This is a genomic window from Microbacterium sp. str. 'China', from assembly GCF_002993305.1.
Lineage (GTDB): Bacteria > Actinomycetota > Actinomycetes > Actinomycetales > Microbacteriaceae > Microbacterium > Microbacterium paraoxydans.
Window position 1 is genome coordinate 3,240,766 of the sequence record NZ_CP027434.1, and the last position, 20,174, is coordinate 3,260,939.

Below are 20,174 nucleotides of genomic sequence, written 5' to 3' on the forward strand. Positions count from 1 at the left end.
TCTCCGGGCTCGACGGTGAGGGACTGGGTTCGATGCGTGTCGTTACTAAAACGATCTAGCACGGGAGTCTACGGCACGTTCTCCGCTGCTTTCGAGAGGCTAAACCGATCAAGTAGGGTGATGCCTATGACCCCGGGGAAACGCGTGACCATCGCGGATATCGCGCGCATGGCCGGCGTCTCCCCCGGCGCCGTATCGTTCGCCCTCAACGGTCGTCCCGGCGTGAGCGAGGAGACGCGGCAGCGCATCCTCTCGATCATCGAGGAGCACCACTGGCAGCCGAGTTCCGCCGCGCGCGCCCTCGTCGGCGCCCGGGCCAACGCGGTCGGGTTCGCCCTCGCCCGCCCGGCGCGCTCCCTCGGCTCCGAGGCCTTCTTCACCGACCTCATCGCCGGCATCGAGTCCCGGCTCTCCGAGAGCAAGGTCGGTCTGCAACTCCGCCTCGTCGCCGACATCGACGAGGAGATGGAGGTGCATCGGCAGTGGCGGTCATCGAATCAGGTCGACGGCATCATCCTCATCGACCCGCGCGACGACGACCCGCGCGGCGCGCGCATCACGGCCCTGGACGCCCGCGCCGTCATGATCGGCTCGAAGCCCTCCCCGGACGGCGCGGTGCCCAGCGTGTGGATCGGCGACGACGCCGTCGCGGACACCCTGTTCTCCTACCTCGCCGCCCTCGGTCACGCGCGCATCGCCTACGTCGCCGGTCCGGCCGAACTGGAGCACACCCGTCTGCGCGCCGAGGTGCTGGAGCGGATGGCGGCGGACGGCGTCTCCGGTGAGGTCATCACGACCGACTTCTCCCCCGCCCGCGCCTCCGCCGTGACGCGCGCGCTGCTCTCCGGCCGGCAGCGCCCGACCGCGATCGTGTACGACAACGACGTGATGGCCGTCGCCGGCCTCCGGGTCGCCCAGGAGATGGGCCGGGCGGTTCCCCGCGACGTCTCCCTCGCGTCGTTCGACGACTCGGTCATCGCGGGTCTCATCAACCCGTCGATCACCGCGATGACCCGCGACACGTTCGAGCTCGGCGAGCAGGCCGCCACGCTTCTGCTGCAGCAGATCGAAGCCGGCACCACGCTGCCGAGCGTCCAGGGCCCGACCCCGGTGCTCACCGCTCGCGAGAGCACGGCGCCACCACCCCGCTGAGACCCCGCCTCCCCGCCCACACCCCGGGCTCTCGACGCACGCACCCCGGGGTGTCGACGACAACCCGGGGTCTCGGTGTCAGACGACGGTGTTGACGGAGGCGTAGCGTGTCACGTCGGACGCGGACGGGGCGGGGTGGATGAGACGGTGGATGCCGCGTGCCTCCAGCGCCGCGGGATCCTGTGCGGTGCGGGAGGTCACCAGAGCGGGATCCTCGCCCGCGGCGCAGGCATCGACCCAGGCCTGGAAGACCGCGCCGCCGGGGCTCAGGGCCGCCCGGCTCACCGGCACCTCCTGCTCGTCGACGTCCACCACGATCGCCGTCGGACGAGCCGGAGCCGCGGTGCGGGTGCGCAGCTCAGGGATGAGCTCCGCGAACCGGCGGCCGAGGGGCTTCGCCGCCCCCTCCTGGTCGATCAGCCCGAGGGAGTACTCCAGCTCCGGGAAGTCGGCGAGCTCCCGGCTCACGTCGTGCGAACACCACCAGGTCACACCCCAGAGGTTCTCGGTGCGGAGAGCCGAGCGCACGGTGGCCTCGAGGAACCCGGGCATCTCGCTCTCGTCGAGACAGTTCGAGGGGGCACCCACCTCCTGCAACCAGATGGGCCGGGCGGGATCCGTCGCGAACGCGCGGGACAGCTCGATGAGGTACTCCGCGTGGCGGTCGGCGGCGATCGAGCGACCTCCGTAGCGCTGCGCCGTGCCGTTGAAGATCCAGGAGTGGATGGTCGTCATCGCGCCGAGCCGGGAGGCATGCGCCGGCGTGAACCCGTGATCGTCCATGTACCAGACCGCGTCGTACTCGCTGTGCACGTGCGGCAGCCCGGGAGCTCCCCGGTCCGCGGCGGCGAGCAGGGCCTCGATCCACCCGCCGGCCTCATCCGTCGTGACCGGCCACGGCGAGGGATGGGTGTGCGCCGAGAACTGGTTCGTCTCGTTGCCGAGCGTGAGCCCGAGGAAGTTCGGGGCGTCCCGCAGGGCACCGGCGAGCCGCTCCACGAGCTGCGCCTGGCCGTCCAGGGCGCTCGGATCGGTGAACATGTTCCGGTCGTGCCAGGTGTACAGCCAGGACGGGACGAAGTCGAAGCTCGACAGATGCCCCTGGATGACATCGACGCTCGCGTCCAGGCCGAACTCGGCGGCGATGTCGACCATAGTGCGCACGTCGTCGATCGCCTTCGCCCGGATGAGGGTGCGGTTGGGCTGCAGGACGGTCCAGAGCGGGAACACGCGCACGTGGTCGAGGCCGAGTGCGGCGAGGGCCGCGAAGTCGCGACGCACGTCGTCCGGGGTGAAGTCGAGCCAGGAGTGCATCCAGTCCGTCGACGGCGTGTAGTTCGCCCCGAAGCGGAGAGGGGCGTCGAGAGCGCCGCGCTGCGTCATGTGTGCACCTTTCGTACCGCGCCCTCCTGCGAGGACATGTCGCATCACTATAACGCTTGAGCATCGCCGTCGATAGGGCACACCTTGACACCGGCCGGATCGGATGGTTTCATCTGCTAAAGCGCTGTAGTCCCTTCGTCGGACCACGCCGAATCGCCCGCCTCGAGGAAGAAGCACGATGAAAGTTCCCGCACGCATTGTCGCTCTGGCAACCTTCACGATCGGCGCCCTGGCGCTCGTGAGCTGCACCGGAGGGGGCGCCGCCTCCGACGACGCCGGCCCCATCGACACCTCCGGCGAGCTCAGCGGAACCATCCAGTTCCAGACCTGGTCGCTGAAGAACGAGAAGTTCACGCCGTACTTCGAAGACCTCATCGCCGCCTTCGAGGAAGAGCACCCGGACGTGACCGTCGAGTGGCTCGACCAGCCCGGCGACGGCTACCAGGAGAAGATCCTGAGCCAGGCGAACGCCGACACGCTGCCCGACGTGCTCAACCTGCCGCCGGACATCGCCTACCCCCTCGTCGCGGCGGGGAAGCTCGTCGATCTGGACACCGCGGATCCGGACCTGAAGGCGGCGTATAACGCCGGGGCCTGGGACGCGTACAGCCAGTACCCCGGCGTCGAGGGCACCTACGGCCTGCCCTGGTACCTCTCCAGTGACGCGTCCTGGTGGAACCTCGCCCAGCTCGCCCCGTACGGCGTCACCGAGGAGAACCTCCCGACGACGGTCGACGAGCTGCTCACACTCGCGAAGGACGTCGCCACGGAGTCCGGCGGCAAGGTCCAGCTCCTCTCCTCGATCCCGGCGCTCGACACCTTCACCGCCGCCGGCATGGAGGTCATCAACGAGGAGGGCGAGTTCGACTTCAACACCGACGAGGCCGCCGCGATCATCGAGCAGTACGCCGACGCCTACGCGGCGGGCGCGATGCCCGCGGAGGCACTGACCGGTGACTACGGCGGGAACGCGGAGGCGTACATCCAGGAGAAGGTCGCCTTCACGACCGGCGGCACCGGCTTCACGACCGATCTGCAGAAGGACGCCCCGGCACTGCTGGAGAACACCGTCGCCACCCCGCGCCTCGGTGTCGCCCCGCTCTACGTGCAGGGCCTCAACGTCTCCGCCGACTCCGACAACAAGGAAGCGGCCCTCGCGTTCGCCGAGTTCGCGACGAACGAGGAGAACCAGGTCGCGTTCTCCTCCCTCGCGGTCGGCACCGCCCCGGGCACGGCCGACGGCGGCGACCAGGTCGTCGAGAACATCGCCTCCTCGGTCACGGACGAGAAGCAGCTCGCCGCGATCGACACCGTGTTCGGCGCGATGAAGGACGCCAAGGCGCTGCCGTTCCAGTGGACCTCGGACATGGCCACCTACATGACCCAGCAGATCGCTCTCGCCGTGAACGGCGAGGCCGACGCCAAGACGCAGCTCGACAAGATCGTCGAGTACGCCAACGCGAACCGCGTGGACCAGTGAGCATGCGCGCGGACACCGGCACCCGGAAGCGGAGGTCGACGATGAGATCCCACAAGTGGTTCACCCCGTGGCTGCTCCTCGCCCCGGCCGTGATCTGGGTGCTGGTGTTCGCGCTCTGGCCGTTCCTGAACACCGTCGTCCTCAGCTTCACGGACGCCCGCCCCCTGCGGACCCCGGAGTTCGTCGGCGGCGCGAACTACGAGCGCATGTTCGGCGACGAGATGTTCTGGAACGCGCTGACCACCTGCCTCATCTACGTGGTCGTGTGCGTGCCGCTGCTCACGATCCTCCCGCTGCTCCTCGCCCTCCTCGTACAGAAGAAGCTCCCCGGCATCTCGTTCTTCCGCACCACGTTCTATTTCCCCGTCATCGCCTCGGTCGTCGTCGTCGCCCTCATCTGGACCTGGCTGTTCGACAGCCGGGGCATCATCAACCAGACACTGGAGTTCCTCGGCCTCATCGATCAGCCGATGGCCTTCCTCGTCGACCGCTGGCTGCTGCTCGGCTGCGCGATCCTGCTCACGGTGTGGAAAGGACTCGGGTACTACATGGTGGTGTACCTCGCCGCCCTGGGGAACGTGGGCAAGGAGCTGCACGAGGCCGCGATGCTCGACGGTGCGAGCTCCTTCCGCCGCTTCCTCTCCGTCACGATCCCGTCCGTGCGCGGGGCGATGCTCCTCATCGCGGTGCTGATCGCCGTGTCCGCCATGCGCGTGTTCGCCGAGCTCGACGTGCTCTCCAAGAGCACGGGCGGCCCCGGCGGCTACGACATGTCGCTCGTGATGCTCATCCGCCAGGTGGGCTCGGGCCTGAACGGCAACATCGGCTACGCATCCGCGATCAGCGTGGCGCTGTTCCTCCTCACGCTCGTGCCGCTCGCGGCGATCGCGTTCATGAACCGCGAGAAGAAGGCGAAGGTCTCCGCATGACGACTCTGACGACGCCCCCGGTGGAGAGCACTCCGCCCGTGGAGGAGGCACCGCGGCCCGGCCGCGAACGCATCTTCCGCCGCCGCGGCTCCGGAGACTTCAGCAAGCCCACGCTCGGCGGACTCATCGGCCGGTACGCGCTGCTGCTGTTCGTCCTCTTCCTCGTCATCGGCCCCTTCGTCTGGCAGCTCTCCACGTCGTTCAAGGGACCGCAGGAGAACATCTACTCCTTCCCACCCGAGCTCATCCCCCGCGATCCGACGCTGCAGAACTACACGAGGGTCGCCGACATCGTCCCCGTCTACCTCTACGCCTGGCACTCGCTGCTCGTCTCGCTCGGCACCGTGCTCAGCAACGTGATCCTGGCCACGTTCGCCGGCTACGCCCTGGGCTGCATGCGCTTCCGCGGGAAGTGGATCGTCATGGGCATCCTGCTGTCCACGCTGCTGTTCCCCGGCGAGGTCACGGTCACCAGCAACTTCCTCACCATCCGTGCGCTCGGGCTCGCCGATACCCTGTGGGGCGTGTTCCTCCCGGGAGCGATCAGCGCCATGAACGTGCTGCTCGTCGCCACCGCGTGCCGCATGATCCCGAAGGACGTGCTCGACGCGGCCACCGTCGACGGTGCGACCACGTGGCAGCGCATCCGGCACATCGTGTGGCCGAACATCCGCGGCATGGTCTCGGTGGTGGCGATCTTCGCCTTCATCGGCGCGTGGGACGACTACCTCTGGCCGCTCATCGTGCTGTCCGACCCGGCCAAGTACACCCTGACCGTGGGCATGGCCTACCTCAACAGCAGCTTCTCGGTCGATCCGCGACTCATCGCGGCCGGCACCATGATCGCGCTCGTTCCGATCGTCATCATGTTCTCGTTCACGCAGCGCTTCTTCTTCAAGGGCGTGCAGGAGGGTGCGCTGAAGGGGTGAGCGCGCCGCTGCTCCGCCCGGACTCCGGTCCCGCGGATCCTCCGTCGTCGCGCGCGAACGCCGGAGTGCTCCCCGGCCCGGTCTTCGCGTACACGTTCGACCCCTCCCGCGGGGCGCAGCGGATCGACGTCCCCGGCCTCGACGGCATCGTCCGCACCCCGGACACCGTGCTGCACTGGGCGTTCTACGCCGACGGCCCTGCGGCGACCCTCGCGCCGTGGGCCGGGCTCGCGGTCGCCGTCGACGTGCGGACCCCCGACGGCAGCCGGCTGAGCGACATCGCCGCCGTCCGCGACCGCTACGACTTCCCGCTCACGGCCGAGGGGCAGTTCGCCGCCCGGTGGAGCATGCCCGAGCAGTGGAACGCCGACAGCGTCGCCCTCGCGCCCCTCGCCGTCGGGACGGGCACGGTCGAGCTCGTCCTCGGCACGGCCGAGCTGGCGAGCACGCCGGATGTGCCCGCAGAGGTCAGCGGCTTCGTCCAGGTCCGCATCGAGGAGCGCCCTGGCCCCGGCGATCTCCCGCCCGTCGAGCGGGTCGACACCCGGCGCGGCTCCCACTCCGGCCCCCGCTTCTCCCGCGGGAACACGATCCCGGCGGTCGCCGTGCCGCACGGCTTCACCTTCGTCACGCCCGCGACCGACGCGGCGGACCCGCGCTGGCCCTATCGTCCGTTCGTGCACGACGATCCGCAGGGACGGCGTCTCGAAGCCTTGCAGTTCTCGCACCAGCCCAGCCCGTGGATCGGCGATCGCGCGGTGCTCCAGCTCATGCCGTTCCTGGGGACGCCGACGTCGGACAGGGCGGCCCGGCGTCGCTGGATCGTCCCCGAGAGCGAGCGCGCCCGCCCGCACGAGTACGCCGCGGACCTCGGCGACGGGCTGCAGGTCGAGATGACCGCGACCTCGCACGCCGCGGCGTTCCGCGTGCGGTGCGAGGACCCGCACGCCGCCGTGGGGTTCGTGATCGACCAGCTCACGGACGACGGCCGACTCACCTTCACCGACGCCGGCTTCGAGGGCTGGATCCCCGAGGGGCCTGAGGACTGGGGGAATGCGCCGCGCTGCTACTTCGCCGGGACCGTGCACAGCGCGTCGGACGTCGCGAAGGGCGCCCTGGACGACGACGGGCGTGCCCGGGTCGCGGGCTTCGTCCGCGCCGGGGGCGCCGTCGAGGTGCGGGTCGGGGTCTCGTTCCTCTCCGTCGCGCAGGCTCGGCACAGCCTCGCCCTCGAGGCCCCTCCCGCCGCCCCCTTCGAAGAGCTCCGCGCCCGCGCGGCCACCGCGTGGAACCGCCTGCTCGGGCGCGTGACGATCCCCCCGCTCCCCGAGGCCGAACGCCCGTTCCGCGGCCTGGCCGACGAGGAGCAGCGCGCCCGGATCGCCGCCGCACTCCACCGGATGCACCTGTATCCGAACACGGCGGCGGAGAACGCGGGCACCGCGGACGCGCCGGAGTGGCGCTTCGCCGACGTGTTCGCCGCGCGGACCGCCTTCGGCGAGTCGGCAACGGGGGCGCCGGTCGTGGAGGGCGAGCTCGTCGTCAACAACGGCTACTGGGACACGTACCGCACCGAGTGGCCCGCGCTCGCACTCCTCGACCCCGCGCTGGCCGGGCGCCTGCTGGACGGGCAGCTCGCCCAGTATCGCCGCGGCGGCTGGATGGCCCGCTGGAGCGCCCCCGGGTACGTCGACAGCATGGTCGGCACCTCGAGCGACCAGATCTTCGCCGACGCGGAACGCTGGGACGTGCCCTTCGACCGGGAGGCGGCGTTCGAGAGCGGGTGGCGCCACGCGTGCGAGCCGGGACCCGATCCGCGACGGGGTCGCAAGGGCATCGGCCGCGGGCGCTTCCTCGGCTTCATCCCGTCCGACGTGCCGGAGGGGATGAGCTGGAGCATCGAGAACGCCGTGAGCGACGCCGCCCTCGGCCGGTTCGCCGCCCGACTCGCGGCATCAGCGGCGGCGGACCAGGCCGCGCGCTATCGGGCCTTCGCGCGGTACTTCGCGAATCGCTCCCGCGCGGCGCGCGTGCTCTTCGACCCGGCGTCCAAATTCTTCCGCGGTCGCGCGGCGGACGGGTCGTTCGCGCCGGATTTCGATCCTCGGGTCTGGGGTGGCGACAACGTCGAGACGAACGCCTGGGGCATGTCGGTCGGCATGGTGCACGACGGGCCGGGACTCGCGGCGCTGCACGGCGGGCGGACCGGACTCGGCCGGCACCTCGACGCCCTCTTCGCGGAGCCGGAGACCGCCGACGAGCGCTTCGGCGGTGCGTACGGCACGGTCATCCACGAGCAGCGCGAAGCCCGCGCCCAGCGGTCGGGCATGTGCGCCCTGTCGAACCAGCCGGCCCACCACATCCCCTTCATGTACGCCTTCAGCGACCGGCCGTGGCACAGCGCGGGCCTCGTGCACGGCCTCGCGCGCCGCCTCTTCGCCGGTGCGCACATCGGCCAGGGCTTCCCGGGCGACGAGGACAACGGAGAGATGAGCGCCTGGTGGCTCTGGGCCGCGCTCGGCCTGTATCCCCTGGAGCTCGCTGCGGGGTCTCTGCGCATCGGGTCGCCGCTCTCGAACGACATCCGGGTCGCGCGCGGAGACGGCTCGTCGCTGCGCATCCACTCGCGACGGAGCTCCCCCGAAGCCCACGTGCTGGAGGAAGCACGCCTGGACGGACGCCGGCTGCCCACCGCCGACCTCCCGATCGACGCACTCCAGCGAGATACGGTGCTCGAGCTCGTGTTCGGCACGGACCCGGCGCGCGCGTTGGAGAGCGGGGAGGACGCGCTCGACGCGGAGCCGTGGCACCGCGACCTCACGGGCGGAGAGGGAGAGGCCGTCGCCTCCGCGGATGTCCGCGAGGCGCGGCGCCTGTTCGACGACGGCGACCCGCAGGGTGACGAAGGCGTCAGGCTGCCGGAAGGCTCGTGGGTGGGCTGGCGATTCCCCTCACCCCGCGGACTCACCGACATCACCGTCACGAGCCGCGGGCCCGTCGCGGCCGGTGTGCTGCGCGGGGAGGTGGAGGGGGCCGACGGTCGCTGGCACCCGCTCACCACGACGCACCTCGAAGGGCTGGCGCCCGATCGCACGACGCCGTTCGCTCTGGAGACGCGGGTCGTGACCTCGGCCGTCCGCATCCGCGCGGACGCCGAGGTCACGCTCCGTCAGATCGAGCTCTTCGATCTGGACTGACTCACCGCGCCGCTGCGCGGTAGACGGTCGCCTCGCCCTTCAGCGCCTCGGTGATGCCGGAGAGATAGGGCGACTGGTTCGTCGCCGTGAGGTTGTACGCGACATAGACGCCGTACCCGTCAGCCACCGTGCGCTGAGCGAAGTCCGCGGCCGTCGTGGCGCTCGTGTTCGCGAGGTCGATGGCCGCGGCGCCGAGCCGAGCGCGGTCGTCCAGGCCCGGCACGGTGGGAGCATCGTAGGTCGGGTAGTACGGGTTCCAGGCGTGATCGAGCACGCTGCCGGCGTCGAAGAGGCCGAAGTCCGTGGTCGTGTAGGCGGGCCGATGGCATACAGCGTGATGAGCTTGTCCGGCCCGAGCCGGTCGCGCAACGCGGAGGCCAGCCAGCCGAAGGACTGCGGGTTCGGCTGCGGGGTGCCGTTCGCCCCGTAGTTGCTCCACTCGTCGTCGAAGTCGATGCCGTCGAGGCCGTAGGCGGTCACGGTGTCTGCGAGCTGCGCGGCGAAGGCGTCGGCATCCGCGTACGACGTGAAGTTCGCGAAGCCGGCACCCTGGTGGTTTCCGAGGACCGACAGCAGCACCTTGGTGCCCTGGGCCTGCAGCGGGCGGATCTGGTTCTGCGCATCCTGCAGCGTCTCGGTGACACGGTCGTTGAGGTGGAGGACCGCCTGCTCCCCGTCGTAGTTGATGTTCGCGGCGAAGATCATGGCCAGATCGACCGCTGGGCGGCCCGACTCGGCGAGCGTGTAGTCCGCGACGTTCGCTAAATCGTTCGAGTTGACCTCGACGTAGACGGCGAGCTTCGGGTCGGCAGCGGCGGTATCGGCGACCGCTGTGGTCGAGGCGGCGAGGGCGGCGGCTCCAGCGGCTGCGAACGCCGCTGCTGCCGCGATACCTCTTCTCAGGCGGGACGATCGTGCGGGTGAGGAACTCATGACGGGATCTTCTCCTTCGGCGTCGTTGTCGAGATCGGGTCGCGACGTCGCGACTCGCGGCCGACTATATCGCTTAAGCACTTATGTCGGAAGGGGATGCTGGCGGTGCGCACCGATTCCGACGATGCTGGACGCATGCGCGCCCTCCGACTCCTCTGGCGGTACCCGGTCATCACGCTCACGGTCCTGGTCTTCGCCGTGGTCGGGGCGCTCCACGCCGCCGGGGAGGAGACCATCGGCCGATGGGTCGCGACGATCTTCGTGGCTGCGGTGGTCGTGTGGACGCTCATCGGCATGGTCCGCGACGTGCTCCGCGGCCACGTCGGACTCGACATCCTCGCCGTCGTCGCCATGGTGGCGACACTCGCGGTGGGCGAGTACATCGCGGCGCTCATCATCGTCCTCATGCTCTCCGGGGGCGAGGCGCTGGAGGACTTCGCGGGCCGCCGGGCCAAGCGCGACCTCTCCGCTCTGCTGGATCGCTCGCCGCGCAGCGCCCATGTGCTGACACATCCCGAGGATGCGGATTCGGACGCGGCGAGGGAGGTGCCCGTCGACGATGTGGCCGTGGGCGACGTCCTCCTCGTGCGCCCGGCGGAGATCATCCCCGTGGACGGTGAACTGCTCACGGACAGCGCGTCGTTCGACGAATCCTCGCTCACCGGCGAGAGCCTGCCCGTGACGCGCGGTGCAGGCGACGAGGTGCTGTCCGGCGCGATCAACGGCAGCCGGGCCATCCGCCTCCGTGCCCTCCGCACCGGCGCCGACAGCCAGTACCAGCAGATCGTCGCCCTGGTCGCCCAAGCCGAGTCCTCCCACGCGCCCATCGTGCGTCTCGCCGACCGGTTCGCGATCCCGTTCACCGCCGTCGCGCTCGTCCTCGCGGGGACGGCCTGGGCGCTCTCCGGCGACGCCACGCGCTTCGCCGAAGTGCTCGTGCTGGCGACGCCCTGTCCCCTGCTGATCGCCGCGCCCGTCGCCTTCCTCGGCGGACTCTCCCGGGCGGCGAAGTCGGGCGTCATCATGAAGAGCGGTGCGGTGATCGAGCAGATCGCGCGCGTGCGCTCTGCGGCGTTCGACAAGACCGGGACGCTCACCCAGGGGAGGCCGGAGCTCGTCGACGTGCGTCCGGCACAGGGCTTCGATGCGGAGGAGATCCTGCGACTCGCCGCCTCGGCCGAGCAGTACTCCTCGCACGTGCTCGCCGACGGCATCCGTCGCGCCGCCTCCGCCCGAGGCCTGGCGCTGCACGGGGCGACGGAGGCGAGCGAGACCGCGACGAACGGGGTGTCCGCGACGATCGGCGGCCGCGCGGTGGTCGTCGGCAAGCCGGCGTATGTGGCGTCCCTCGCCCCGGACACCGTGCGGGCGGAGCTCGCGCCGGGACAGGCCGCCGCCTATGTCGCCGTGGACGGACGGTTCGCGGGGGCCCTGGTCCTCGCCGATGCCGCCCGCCCGGAGGCGCCCGCCGTGATCTCGTGGCTGCGGACGCATGAGGTCGACCGGCTCGCGATGCTGACCGGGGACGTGGAGACCACCGCGGCGTCGATCGGACGGCAGGTCGGGATCGACGAGATCCACGCCGAGCTCCTGCCGCCCGAGAAGGTGCGTCTGGCCGCCGAGATGCAACCACGGCCCGTGCTGATGGTCGGCGACGGTGTGAACGACGCCCCGGTGCTGGCAGCGGCCGACATCGGCATCGCGATGGGCGCGAAGGGAGCGACGGCCGCCGGGGACGCCGCCGACGTCGTCATCCTCGTGGATTCGCTCGCCAAGGTCGTCGACGCCGTCGCGATCGGACGGCACACCCTCCGCGTCGCCCTCACCGCGATCTGGATCGGGATCGGGCTGAGCGTGGGGCTGATGGTCGTCGCGATGACCGGCGTCATCCCCGCGGTCGTCGGCGCTCTGGTGCAGGAGCTCGTCGACCTCGCGACGATCCTCTACGCCCTGCGCGCGCTGAGCGGCCCGCCGAGCGACCTCCGCCCCTCCGGAATACCGTGACAGCCTGAGACCCCGGACTCAGACTGGAGGCATGACCGTGGACGACCCGCAGGTATGGACTCTGATCGGCGTCTTCGCCGCCGTGATGCTCGGCGGCATGACGCTCATGACGTCGCAGCTCAGCCGCGTGATCCGCGCGGAGGTGGACCGCATCGACGGAATCCTCTCCGCACGGATCGACCGCATCGACGGCACCCTCTCCGCACGGATCGACGGCCTCGACGCCCGGCTGGGACGGATCGAGACGAAGGTCGACGATCTCGACAGGGAGCTCACGAACCTCGCGACGCGATTCTGGCGCTCGCGGTGACGAGCCCGCGGCCTCAGATCGAGACGTCGCCGACGAGGTTGACCTTGATGCCCATGCCGTCGAACATCGCGGCCTTCGCGATCAGCGCCTTGTCCGCGGTCTCGGCGTCGGGCGCGTAGACGAGCTGCGCGTGGTTCGCCTTGTGCCGCGCCATGAACTGGTCGCGCGAGATGCCGTGCAGCACCACATGGGCGATCGGCCACTCCGGGTTCGTGGCGTCCTTCCGGCGCTGCGTCTCCTCCGCCGGCAGCTCGACGACCGACGCCCGGAAGATGTCCGCCTGCAGGACGCCCTCGGCGATGAACACCCGGGAGAGCACGACCTCGCCGGGCTTCGAGACGCCGTTGATCGTGGCGCCGCCGGCGGGGAAGAACACGTGACCCTGGCGCCACCCCTCCGCGTTCTGCCAGCCGCCGAGATGGGAGGCCGGCACCGAGCCGGAGATCTCGTACACCCATACGAACTGCCCGTCGTAGTCCTCGCCCCAACGGACGTCGTGGAGAGTGTTGTCGGGGACGAGCCCCATCGCCCGCCAGACGCGGTCGGTCACGAGCGCATCGACGGCGACGCCCTCGTCGGCCTCGTTGAAGTGCGGGAACGCGCGCCCCTCATGCAGCACGCGGGAGCCGTCGCGCGAGGTCACCGGCGGGCGCTCGGTGGAGTTCAGGATGCCCTCCGCCAGGTCCGACGCCGGAACGAGGTCCTTCAAGCCCTGCTGGTACTGGATGCCGACCGCGTCGAGGCCGAAGTCGTCGGCGATGCGGAGGGCGGCGATGTACATCTTCAGCTGCCACTGCACCTGCTCGCGGGTGAGCTCGGTCGCGGCGTCCTCGCCGTAGCGGAAGGTCATGCCGCGCTCGATCAGCCAGTCGTAGGCGGCGTCGGCCTCCTCCTCGGTCACGTTCAGCATCTCCGCGTAGAGGGCCGACTGCGACAGGCGCTCCTTGTAGATGCCGGTCTGGTTGAGGAGCTCGTCGTCGAAGATGGCGTTGTACATGCCCATGCAGCCCTCGTCGAAGACGCCGATGATGGCCTTCTCGGCGCGCAGCTGCTCGGCGAGCGCCTCGCCGAGCTGCTTCTCCGGGCTGTCGGGCAGTGCGGGGAGCGGACGCACGTGGGAGGCGTCGTGGGTGATGGCGCCGGTCTCCGTCCACTCCCGGATGCCGTCGCGGAACCAGTCGTCGGTGAAGTCGACCGACCAGATCGTCGCGTACGGCTTGTCCATCTTCGTCAGGCCCGCGTTGAGGCCGAGGAGGCCGACGAGGCCGGGCCAGTCGCCCGCGAAGTTCGCCACCGTGAGGATCGGGCCCTCGTGCGTGCGGAGGCCCGCGAGCACGTGGTGCGAGTACTGCCAGACGGCCTCGGCGACGATGAGCGGCGCGTCGACGGGGATGTTCTTGAACACCTCGAGCCCCATGCGCTGGCTGGAGATGAAGCCGTGACCGGTCTCCGGGTCGACCTCGTTGGCGCGGACGACCGTCCAGCCGAGGTCGTTCAGCACGCCGGTGACCCCGGCCTCGAGCTCGACCTGGGTGGGCCAGCCGGCTGTGTTGGCCGACTCTCGGAGGTCGCCGGAGGCGATCAGGTACGCGGTCTTCGGCGCAGCGGTGGGACGGGATGCCGGGGTGGGCAGGGTGTAGGCGGTCATGAGTTCTCCGGGGTCGAGGGGGTGGGGGATCCGTCGCGCTGGGCGGCGGCGAGTTCATGGACGACGTCCTTCGAGCCGTCGTACAGGCGCACGTAGCGGTCGAAGAGGGCGTCGGCGAAGGGACGCAGCGCCTCGTCCGGGCGGACGGTGTCGGCGATGGGGTTCCAGTCGGTGATCGCGGGCGTGGCACCGTCGGCGGCCGTGGCCGTCGCCGCGAGGAAGGCGGCGCCGTAGCTCGCACCGATCGTGGTCTGCGGCACCTCCTGCACGAGCCCGGTGATGTCCGAGACGATCTGCAGCCACAGCCGTCCCTGCGTGCCGCCGCCGACCGCCACGATGCGGCGGATGTCGGCGCCGGCGGCTCGCATGGTCTCGACGTTGTGACGTACGCCCAGCGCCGTGGCCTCGAGGGCCGCGCGATAGAGGTCTCCTCGGGTGTGCCGGAGGGTGAGTCCGGCGATGACCCCGCGGGCGTCGGGATCCTGGATCGGGGTGCGCTCACCGGCGAAGTACGGCAGCATCAGCAGGCCGTTCGCGCCGGGCCCCGACTCCTCGGCCTCGGCGAGCAGCGCCGGGTAGTCGGCGCCGGAGAGGTCCTTCAGCCACGCGGTGAGCGCTCCGGATGTGGACAGCCCGCCGGCGAGGTTGCGCGTGCCCTCGAAGGCGCCGGCCGTCGTCCACATCGAGGGTGTGCGGAGGGTCTGCTCCCCGGTCGCGACGAGGAACATCGTCGTGCCGTACATCAGCATGAGGTCGCCGACCTCGTGGGCGCCGACGCTCACCGCCTCGGTCCAGGCGTCGATCGTGCCGGTGATGACCGGGGTCCCCTCGGGCAGGCCGGTCAGGGCCGCCGCAGCGGCGGTCACGATGCCCGCGCTCTCCCCCGCCCAGCGCAGCGGCGGCTGCTCGACCGTCCCGGCGAACCGCTGCCACCAGGGCTCGTGCCAGCGCTCACCCTCGATGTCGTACAGCGGCGAGACCTGGCTGGCGGACTGGTGGTCGAGGACGTAGGCGCCGGTGAGCTTGCGGGCCAGCCAGGAGGCGGGCATGTAGAGCCGCCGCGCGCGCTGCCAGGCTCCCGGCTCCTCCTCGGCGACCCAGGCGATCTTGGGCCCACCGGCCTGCGAGGTGAGGGTCGAGCCGCCGACGCGGGTGATCTCCTCGACGCCGAGCTCCGCCGTCATGCGCTCGATCTGAGCGGTGGAACGGGTGTCCACGCCGTAGAGGATCGCGGGGCGCACGGGCTCGTCGTCCTCGTCGGCGAGCAGGATGCACGGACCCATGCCGCTCACGCCGACGCCCACGACCTCCGCGTCGGGCACCGCGGCGAGAAGGTCCGCGGCCAGCTCGACGAACTCGTCCCACCAGATCCGGCCGTCCATCTCGACCCATCCGGACTGCGGACGGGAGACGTCGTGCGCGCGGGTCGCGGTCGCGAGGATCGTGCCGGCGGGATCCACGAGGACGCCCTTGCTGCTGGACGTGCCGATGTCCACCCCGAGGGTGCAGCGCATGGTCTCTCCTTCGATACCGACGGTCCGTGCAGGCCTGCACCCAGGCTACGCGAAATCGATTTCACGACGCAAGGAGCTGACTGCTTCTGCACCACGAGGACCGATATCGAGAGTCTCCACGATCTTCGCCTCCGGCCGGAAAAACGCCGGTTCAGCACCGGAATACCGTGACATCCTGACCCCTCCGATCGAGACTGGAGGCATGCCCTTGAACGACCCGCAGGTATGGACGCTGATCGGCATCTTCGTGACGACGATGCTCGGCGGCATGACCCTCATGACGACGCAGTTCGGTCGCGTGCTCCGTGCGGAGATCGGCGGACTGCGGGGAGAGATGACCGGCGAGATCGGCACCCTCCGCACTGATATGACCACCGAGATCGCCGGCCTCCGCACCGAGATGACCACCGAGACCACACGACTACGCAGTGAGATCGGCACCCTCCGCACCGACATGACCACCCAGATCGCCGGCCTCCGCACCGAGATGACCACCGAGACCACACGACTACGCAACGAGATCGGCGCCCTCCGCACCGACATGACCACCGAGATCGCGGGCCTCCGCACCGATACGACGACCGAGGTCAGCGGACTCCACGGGGCGTTGGCGGCGCTGCACGCGGCGATGATGCGCGAGGTCGGAGGGCTGCGCGCGGCGATGGGTGCGCTGCACGGAGCGATGATCGGGCTGCGTGGCGAGATGATCGGCCTGCGTGGCGAGATGACCGCACGGCTCGACGGCCTCGATCACCGCCTCGACCGATTGGAGGTGAAGGTCGACGATCTCGACAAGGAGATGACGAACCTCGCGGCGCGATTCTGGCGCTCGCAGTAGCGACGCTGCGTTCAGGCGCGCGCGGCCGCGCGCTGCACCTCGCCGGAGAGGACGATCGTCCGGGCCGGTTGCTCGTCGCCCTTGATCCGATCCAGCAGCATCCGCGCCGCTGTCACACCCATGAGGCGCGCGGGGAGCCTGACGACGGTGACGGCGGACGGCGACAGCGTCGTGAAGGGCAGCGACCCGATCACCGCGACGCCGAGCTGCGGCGGGGTGAGTCCGCGCTCCGTGAGGACCTGGATCGCGCCGACACCGATGAGGTTGTTCCCGGCGACCACCGCGTCCGGCGGCTCCGGCAGCGCGAGGAGCTCCTCCATGGCCGCGCGCCCGCCCTCGACGCGGAACGTGGCGAAGCGCTGGAGCGAGGAGAGGTCATGATCGGGATCCGTCGCCGAGAGCGCTTCCCGCCAGCCTTCCGCACGCTCCGCCGCGGTGTCGATGTGCGCGGGGCCACCGATGTACGCGATGCGCCGATACCCGGCGTCGAGAAGGCTCTGCGTCGCTGCGGCGCCCGCCTCCCGGTTGGCCATGACCACACCGTCGATGTCGGCGCCCGTGCGACGGTCCACCGCGACGACCGGCCGTCCCATCGCCCGCACCGGCGCCAGATCCGAGTGCTCGTCCGCCGTCGCGATGATGACGCCCGACATGTTCTCGGCGATCGCGATCCGGAGGTACGTCGCCTCCTTCTCAGCCTGGGCGTCGGAGTTGCACAGCACGACGGAGTACCCCGCTTCGGACGCCGCATCCTCCACGCCGCGCGCCATCTCGGTGAAGTACGGGTTCTCGATGTCCGGGATCACCAGGGCGATGACTTCGGAGCTCTGGGTCCGCAGCGTACGCGCCGTCCGGTTCGGGGTGAAGCGCAGTTCCTCGGCCGCCGCCCGCACCGCCGCCGCCTTCTCCTCCGACACGCTCGTGCCGTTGAAGACGCGCGAGACCGTGGCCGGGGAGACGCCGGCCCGCCGCGCGACGTCGTAGATCGTGGCCATGGGCACCCACTGTAACCGGTTTCAGCCTCAGCTCTCCGCGAGGAATCGATCGAGAGTCGTTCCGAGAGCATCGAGCCGGGTTCGAGCCGCACCCGAGAGCGGTCGGAACGGACGACGACAGTCCCCCAGCGCTCCGGCACCTCCCGCACTGCGACCGGAGAGGTACTTCGCCGCGGGGAAGACGTCGATCGCGACGAGCTCGGCGATGACATGGTTGATCCGGCTCTGCACCCGCTGCGCTCCGACCAGGTCTCCGGCGTCGAGGAGGCGCCGCGCCGCCTGGAAGAGCTCGACCTGGAGCCCCACGGTCGTGCCGATCGTCCCGCGAGCACCGGCGGCGAGCGCGGGCACGAACACCTCGTCGAACCCGTTGATGTAGGCCTTGTCGGGGAACGCCGCCTTCATGCGCTCGAGGGCGTACATGTTGTGCGCGGTCTGCTTGAGACCGATCACGCGATCGTCGCCCAGGAGTTCTCCGGCCGTCTCGAGCGTGAACTCGGTCCCCGTGAACTGCGGGATGTTGTAGACGATGAGCGGGAGGTCCACGGCGTCCAGCACCGCGCGGTAGTGGTCGAGGACGGCCTCGATGCCGAAGGCGTAGTAGATCGGCGGGATCATCGAGAGGGCGGAGGCGCCGGCGCGCTGCGCCCGCCGTCCGAGTTCGATCGCCTCCCGCGTTGACAGCGCGCCGACGTGGGCGACGACGGGGATGCGCCCCTCGGCGGCGCGCACGGCGGTCTCCACCACCGCGGTCCGTTCATCCGCCGACAGGAGGAGACCCTCCCCCGACGACCCGCAGCAGTAGATCCCCTCGACGCCGCGGGAGACATAGTCCTCCACGAGCGTCGAGAGCAGTCCGGTGTCCACCGCCCCGTCCGCGTCGTACGGGGTGGCGATCGCGGCCATCAGCACCCCGAGGTCCGCCGCCGTGGTCACCATGCGGTCCACCCCCCGTCCACGACGAGGTTCGCTCCGGTCGTGTAGCGCGAGGCGTCCGAGAGCAGGAAGACCGCGGCCCCGTTGAAGTCGGTCGCCTCCGCCATGCGTCCGATCGGGATGCGCGCCGTGTAGTTCTGCCGGAAGGTCGCGTCCTGCGAGTCCCGACCGACGCCGGAGGGCGTGAGGGTGTTGACCCTGATGCCCTGCCGGCCCCAGTACGTCGCGCAGTACCGGGTGAGGTTGTACAGCCCCGACTTCGCCGCCGAGTAGGCCACCGGCTTCACGAACGGCACCCCGGTCTGCTCCTCCTTGTACGCGTAGATGTCCTGCACCGGCGACACCATCCCGTAGATCGAGCCGACGTTGATGATCGAGCCCGGCTTCCCGGCGGAGCGCATCCGGGCGCCGGCCGCCTGCGTGACGAGGAAGGTGCCGACGAGGTTCACGTCGACCACCTCCCGGAACACGTCGAGGGGGAAGTCCTCGAAGGGACCGGAGACCTCGGGTGGCGCGCTCGGCTGGGTGTCCAGACCGGCGTTGTTGATCACGCCGTCGGGCGCCGCACCCCACACATCGACGATCGCGTCGAGGCCGGCCTCGACGCTGTCCTTCGAGACGATGTCCATGGAGACGCCGAGGAGGCGCGGGCTGTCGGCGATCTCGGGGAACGCCTCCTGCAGGCGCGCGGCGTCGACGGTGCGCGATGCCACGGCCACCCGGGCGCCGCGTCCGTGGAGCTCCCGGACGAAGGCCGATCCGATCTGGCCGAGGCCGCCGGTGACCAGGATGATGCGGTCGGTGAGGTCGAAGATGTCCGCCATGTCGTTCGTCTCCCTCAGCTCACCGCGTGCCGCGCGAGGTTCTCGCGGTCGTACTCCAGGCCGTTCCCCGGCGCTCCGGTCGGCACGAAGAACCCGTTCTGCGGCCGCTGCGGCACGATGACGCCGAGATCGCTGAGCGTGCCGCCGTCCGTCATCTCGCCGAACAGGGCGTTGGGCACCGCGCAGAGCACGTTGGCCGTGAGCTCCATCACGAAGTGCGGCGTCATCGGAGCGTTGTACGCCCGGCCCAGGGCAGCGATGTCCATGTAGGGCGTGATACCGCCCACGCGACCGACGTCGGCCTGGATGAAGTCGCACGCGTCGGCGAGGAGGTACTGGTTGAACTGCTGGAGCGTGTAGACGTTCTCGCCCAGCCCGATCGGGATCGGCGAGCGGGCCCGGAGGCGGGCGTGCGAGGCGACGTCGTCCACGCGCAGCGGCTCCTCCACCCAGTAGAGGTTGAGGTCGCGGAACCGGGTGACCGCCCGGACCGCCTCCCCATAGGTCCATCCCTGGTTGGCGTCGACCATGAGCGGATACTCGCCGACCGCCTCGCGGATCTTGGTGAGCCGGTAGACGTCCTCCTCGAGGTCCGGCTTGCCGACCTTGACCTTCCCGGCGGCGTACCCGTCGGTCTTCCACTCCTTGACCTGCTCGACGACCTCCTCGGCGGAGAGGTTCAGGTTGATGCCGCTGCCGTACAGCGCGACCCGGTCGCGCACCTGGCCGAGGAGCTTCGCGAGCGGCTGCTGGTAGTGCAGCCCCAGCAGGTCCCACAGCGCCACGTCGATCGCGGCGAGGGCGAGCGTCGTGGTCCCGCCGGGGCCGTTGTCGCGCAGGTGCTGCCAGGAGTGCTGCCAGACGGCCCGCGGATTGACCTCGCGGCCGATGAGCGTGGGGATGAGCTCGCGCAGCGCCGCCACCATCATCTGGCCGCCGACACCGGACGTGTGGCTGAAGCCGGTGCCGACCAGCCCGGTGTCGGTGGTGATGTCGGCGAGGATGATCTCGATGTGGGTCACCCGATGGATCTGGTCTCCCCACGGCCCCTTGGGGAGGGGGATGCGGGAGAGCTGGAGGTCGATCGATTCGATTTTCATGC

At 70.3% G+C, this 20,174-nt stretch carries 16 protein-coding genes; 8 read left to right on the plus strand and 8 right to left on the minus strand.

Going from position 1 to position 20,174, the window contains the following annotated elements:
* Positions 1 to 126 precede the first annotated feature (126 nt).
* A complete protein-coding gene (locus C6C15_RS15755; protein ID WP_105950585.1) occupies positions 127 to 1,152 on the plus strand; it encodes a LacI family DNA-binding transcriptional regulator in 1,026 nt (341 codons plus the stop codon).
* Between the two features lie 78 nt (positions 1,153 to 1,230).
* Here the strand turns inward: C6C15_RS15755 and C6C15_RS15760 are convergent, their stop codons facing one another.
* Positions 1,231 to 2,535 (minus strand): glycoside hydrolase 5 family protein, encoded by a 1,305-nt coding sequence (locus tag C6C15_RS15760; RefSeq protein WP_105950586.1) that lies wholly within the window; start codon positions 2,533 to 2,535, stop codon positions 1,231 to 1,233.
* Between the two features lie 178 nt (positions 2,536 to 2,713).
* Between C6C15_RS15760 and C6C15_RS15765 the strand changes: the two genes are divergently transcribed.
* The 4 genes from C6C15_RS15765 to C6C15_RS15780 are packed head-to-tail and all read left to right on the plus strand — an operon-like array spanning position 2,714 to position 9,070.
* Entirely contained in the window at positions 2,714 to 4,015 is a 1,302-nt protein-coding gene (locus C6C15_RS15765; RefSeq protein WP_060922286.1) for an ABC transporter substrate-binding protein, read from the plus strand.
* Between the two features lie 41 nt (positions 4,016 to 4,056).
* Positions 4,057 to 4,944: a carbohydrate ABC transporter permease gene (locus C6C15_RS15770; RefSeq protein ID WP_025102636.1), complete on the plus strand. Its 888-nt coding sequence runs from the start codon at positions 4,057 to 4,059 to the stop codon at positions 4,942 to 4,944.
* A complete protein-coding gene (locus tag C6C15_RS15775; protein WP_060922287.1) occupies positions 4,941 to 5,873 on the plus strand; it encodes a carbohydrate ABC transporter permease in 933 nt (310 codons plus the stop codon). Before C6C15_RS15770 ends, C6C15_RS15775 begins: the two co-directional genes overlap by 4 nt.
* Positions 5,870 to 9,070: a glycoside hydrolase domain-containing protein gene (locus tag C6C15_RS15780; protein ID WP_105950588.1), complete on the plus strand. Its 3,201-nt coding sequence runs from the start codon at positions 5,870 to 5,872 to the stop codon at positions 9,068 to 9,070. The genes C6C15_RS15775 and C6C15_RS15780 overlap by 4 nt, the downstream gene beginning before the upstream one ends.
* A gap of 39 nt (positions 9,071 to 9,109) precedes the next feature.
* On the opposite strand, the gene C6C15_RS15785 is transcribed toward C6C15_RS15780, so the two are convergent.
* Entirely contained in the window at positions 9,110 to 10,003 is an 894-nt protein-coding gene (locus tag C6C15_RS15785; protein ID WP_199787664.1) for a glycosyl hydrolase family 18 protein, read from the minus strand.
* A 135-nt stretch (positions 10,004 to 10,138) separates the two neighbouring features.
* On the opposite strand from C6C15_RS15785, the gene C6C15_RS15790 reads away from it, so the two are divergent.
* Together C6C15_RS15790 and C6C15_RS15795 are read left to right on the plus strand one after the other, a co-directional pair.
* Positions 10,139 to 12,007, plus strand: coding sequence for a heavy metal translocating P-type ATPase (locus C6C15_RS15790; protein ID WP_105950853.1), 1,869 nt, complete (start codon positions 10,139 to 10,141; stop codon positions 12,005 to 12,007).
* Between the two features lie 31 nt (positions 12,008 to 12,038).
* On the plus strand, positions 12,039 to 12,317 hold the full coding sequence (locus C6C15_RS15795; protein WP_105950589.1) for a hypothetical protein: 279 nt from the start codon (positions 12,039 to 12,041) through the stop codon (positions 12,315 to 12,317).
* A 13-nt stretch (positions 12,318 to 12,330) separates the two neighbouring features.
* On the opposite strand, the gene C6C15_RS15800 is transcribed toward C6C15_RS15795, so the two are convergent.
* Both C6C15_RS15800 and C6C15_RS15805 read right to left on the minus strand, forming a co-directional pair.
* Positions 12,331 to 13,965, minus strand: coding sequence for a fucose isomerase (locus C6C15_RS15800; RefSeq protein ID WP_105950590.1), 1,635 nt, complete (start codon positions 13,963 to 13,965; stop codon positions 12,331 to 12,333).
* Positions 13,962 to 15,479, minus strand: coding sequence for an FGGY-family carbohydrate kinase (locus tag C6C15_RS15805; protein WP_105950591.1), 1,518 nt, complete (start codon positions 15,477 to 15,479; stop codon positions 13,962 to 13,964). The genes C6C15_RS15800 and C6C15_RS15805 overlap by 4 nt, the downstream gene beginning before the upstream one ends.
* Positions 15,480 to 15,681: 202 nt before the next feature.
* Between C6C15_RS15805 and C6C15_RS15810 the strand changes: the two genes are divergently transcribed.
* Positions 15,682 to 16,317 (plus strand): hypothetical protein, encoded by a 636-nt coding sequence (locus C6C15_RS15810; protein ID WP_105950592.1) that lies wholly within the window; start codon positions 15,682 to 15,684, stop codon positions 16,315 to 16,317.
* 11 nt (positions 16,318 to 16,328) lie between these two features.
* On the opposite strand, the gene C6C15_RS15815 is transcribed toward C6C15_RS15810, so the two are convergent.
* Genes C6C15_RS15815 through C6C15_RS15830 form a run of 4 tightly spaced genes read right to left on the minus strand, consistent with a single transcriptional unit; the run spans position 16,329 to position 20,172 of the window.
* Positions 16,329 to 17,312: a LacI family DNA-binding transcriptional regulator gene (locus C6C15_RS15815; protein WP_105950593.1), complete on the minus strand. Its 984-nt coding sequence runs from the start codon at positions 17,310 to 17,312 to the stop codon at positions 16,329 to 16,331.
* A 27-nt stretch (positions 17,313 to 17,339) separates the two neighbouring features.
* Complete coding sequence (locus C6C15_RS15820) at positions 17,340 to 18,251, minus strand: dihydrodipicolinate synthase family protein (protein WP_105950854.1); 912 nt, start codon at positions 18,249 to 18,251, stop codon at positions 17,340 to 17,342.
* A complete protein-coding gene (locus tag C6C15_RS15825) occupies positions 18,245 to 19,072 on the minus strand; it encodes an SDR family oxidoreductase (protein WP_105950594.1) in 828 nt (275 codons plus the stop codon). The genes C6C15_RS15820 and C6C15_RS15825 overlap by 7 nt, the downstream gene beginning before the upstream one ends.
* A gap of 14 nt (positions 19,073 to 19,086) precedes the next feature.
* On the minus strand, positions 19,087 to 20,172 hold the full coding sequence (locus C6C15_RS15830; protein ID WP_105950595.1) for a mandelate racemase/muconate lactonizing enzyme family protein: 1,086 nt from the start codon (positions 20,170 to 20,172) through the stop codon (positions 19,087 to 19,089).
* Positions 20,173 to 20,174 lie beyond the last annotated feature (2 nt).